We start from the raw sequence: 2,823 nt of genomic DNA on the forward strand, positions 1-2,823 counted from the left end.
GACGGCCTGCGTTCATCTCTGGGTGCGGTACAGAACCGTTTCGATTCTGTTATCAACAACCTGAACAGCACCGTTAACAACCTGACTGCTTCCCAGTCTCGTATTCAGGATGCTGACTACGCGACCGAAGTGTCTAACATGAGCCGTGCAAACATTCTGCAACAGGCGGGTACTTCTGTGTTGGCTCAGGCTAACCAGTCTACTCAGAACGTACTGACTCTGCTGCGTTAATACTTCGCCAGCATTTCAGCTAACCCCGCTGCGGCGGGGTTTTTTACATAAACCACCTGATGAATAACTGAGCAAACTTCTATTGCGGAAAAAGCAACGTGAGAAAAGGGGGCATTTTTGCTGACTAATCGCGCCATTGGCTTTGGCGTGAGAGTTAGATAATAGCCGGGCATCCATCAACCCGGGTTCTGTCAACGTGAGTGAATTGTATACCGCCGACGGCGTGATCGACAAAAATTCCCTGTGGCAGCGCTACGCTCCGCTAGTGCGCCATGAAGCGCTGCGTTTGCAGGTTCGCCTGCCCGCAAGCGTTGAACTGGACGACCTGCTTCAAGCCGGAGGTATTGGGCTGTTGCACGCGGTCGAACGCTACGATGCCATGCAGGGGACGGCCTTTACCACCTATGCGGTTCAGCGCATTCGCGGTGCGATGCTCGATGAGCTTCGCAGTCGTGATTGGGTTCCGCGCAGCGTGCGTCGAAATGCCCGTGAAGTTTCAGCGGCTATGCAGCGAGCAGAACAGCGCCTGCATCGCGCACCGACAGAAACCGAAATTGCCCAAGAGTTAGATATGCCACTGGTTGAGTATCAGCAGATTTTGCTGGATACCAACACCAGCCATCTTTTTTCTTACGATGAATGGCGAGAAGAGCATGGCGATAGCGCCGAGCCGGTATTTCAGCAGCATGAGGATGCCAATCCTCTCAAACAGCTGTTGGAAGGAGATCTGCGCCAGCGCGTGATCGCCGCCATTGAAGCCTTGCCGGAACGTGAAAAATTGGTTCTGACCCTCTATTACCAAGAGGAGCTAAACCTGAAGGAAATCGGCGCCGTGCTTGAGGTCGGAGAATCTCGGGTGAGCCAGCTGCATAGTCAGGCGATAAAACGTCTACGTACCAAGCTGGCCAGCCAAAGCTAATGTGTCACCAGTTATTCGATAAAATGGAGCATGTTGCCATGACAGCATCCCAACAGAAAAGACGGCCTCTGAGTCGCTATTTGAAAGATTTTAAACACAGCCAGTGTGATTGCTCTCATTGTGGTAAATCGCTCGATCGCATGTCTCTGGTGTTTCGTGGGAAAATTCTCGATCGCGAAACGCTTGCTGGGATGGATCAACTGATTGACGACAGAGTTTGGCAAGAACTGGAAAAAGAGCTAACGGCATTGTGTCGTTTTTGTAGTGACGTGTACTGCCATTGCAAAGCGGATTACTTCGATATTCTTGAGTTTAAACAATATCTGTTTGAACAGACGGAAATGAGCCATAGCTCCATCCGTGAATATATTGTCCGCCTGCGCCGCTTAGACGATATGTTAAGAGCGAGCGATTTCCCCGACGAAAAGTTTTGCGGCAGTGAGCAACAGTGGGATCTGATCGAGAACATGACCGACGCGAATCAAAATAACTATCGCATCGCGCTACGGAAATACGATCAGTATCTTAGTTGGCAAAAAACAGCGGTCTGCTGATTAAGCCTCAGTATGAAAAGCCATCGTTACGATGGCTTTTTTGTGTCTTATTCCATATCAGTCTAACCATATTCCTGCAAAATTTTTTATTCCCTGTCCTGAGTTGCTAAAGTTGCCGTTATATTGGGTGACGCGCCGTGTACGCGGCGTTGCATCTGCACAGTATCGATTTTAGACGTATCCGTTTGGGAGCCCACAGTGAGCACTATTGAAGTAAAAAATCTGACGAAATCCTTTAACGGAAACACCGTGCTGCACGGCGTCGATCTCACGGTTGAGAAGGGTGAGGTGGTAGCCATCATTGGGCCAAGTGGTTCTGGTAAAACCACGTTGCTACGCAGCATCAATTTGCTCGAGGAGCCTGACGGCGGCACGATTCAGGTTGGCGATGTCACCATTGATGGCGGCCAGCCGCTGAGCCGACAAAAAACGGCGATTAGAAAACTGCGTCAGGAAGTGGGTTTTGTCTTCCAGAACTTTAATTTATTCCCGCACCGTACCGTGTTGGAAAACATTATCGAAGGGCCGGTTATCGTTAAAGGCGAAAAGCGAGAGGTGGTGATTGCCCGAGCGCGTGAACTGCTGGCAAAAGTTGGCTTAAAGGGCAAAGAGGACGCGTTTCCAAAACGCCTGTCCGGTGGTCAGCAACAGCGCGTGGCTATTGCTCGAGCATTAGCGATGCAGCCGGAAGTCATCCTGTTTGATGAACCCACTTCGGCGCTGGACCCTGAACTGGTGGGTGAGGTACTAAGCACTATCCGTGCGCTGGCAGAAGAAAACCGCACCATGGTGATCGTCACTCATGAAATGAGCTTTGCTCGCGACGTTGCCAACCGTGCCATTTTTATGGATGAAGGGCGAATTGTAGAACAGGGCGCCGCCAAAGAACTGTTTGCCAATCCACAGCACCCAAGAACTAAGCTGTTTTTGGAGAAGTTTTTGGGCGAGAAGCTGGTGGATGAGCCGCTGAGTTATATTTGAGGGGGGATGCCTGTTATTTAGGTTGATACGGTGGAATATTCCGCCTGCCCGTACGCTTTTATCTGAGATGCTATTTCCGTATGGGATTGCGGTGAATTGTTTCGTTCGCCGGTCAACAGATGCGTTTCCATGGCACCG

Annotated in this window: 4 protein-coding genes; all 4 read left to right on the forward strand. The window is 50.6% G+C overall.

Going from position 1 to position 2,823, the window contains the following annotated elements:
* The coding region (locus tag RSC70_RS20980; protein ID WP_332542927.1) for a flagellin at positions 1-231 on the forward strand (231 nt) is incomplete at its 5' end.
* Between the two features lie 196 nt (positions 232-427).
* Entirely contained in the window at positions 428-1,150 is a 723-nt protein-coding gene (locus RSC70_RS20985) for an RNA polymerase sigma factor FliA (protein WP_008813823.1), read from the forward strand.
* 38 nt (positions 1,151-1,188) lie between these two features.
* The gene (gene fliZ, locus RSC70_RS20990) at positions 1,189-1,704 is read left to right on the forward strand and encodes a flagella biosynthesis regulatory protein FliZ (RefSeq protein ID WP_020303701.1); all 516 of its coding nucleotides are present in this window, start codon (positions 1,189-1,191) and stop codon (positions 1,702-1,704) included.
* A 198-nt stretch (positions 1,705-1,902) separates the two neighbouring features.
* On the forward strand, positions 1,903-2,685 hold the full coding sequence (tcyN, locus tag RSC70_RS20995; RefSeq protein WP_008813822.1) for an L-cystine ABC transporter ATP-binding protein TcyN: 783 nt from the start codon (positions 1,903-1,905) through the stop codon (positions 2,683-2,685).
* Positions 2,686-2,823: the final 138 nt, after the last annotated feature.

It is taken from the genome of Hafnia sp. (assembly GCF_036648275.1).
Lineage (GTDB): Bacteria > Pseudomonadota > Gammaproteobacteria > Enterobacterales > Enterobacteriaceae > Hafnia > Hafnia alvei.

What these genes read in the sequence shown, in the direction of transcription:
- fliZ (WP_020303701.1), top strand. Translation starts at nt 1,189, where the DNA reads ATGACAGCATCCCAACAGAAAAGACGGCCTCTGAGTCGCTATTTGAAA.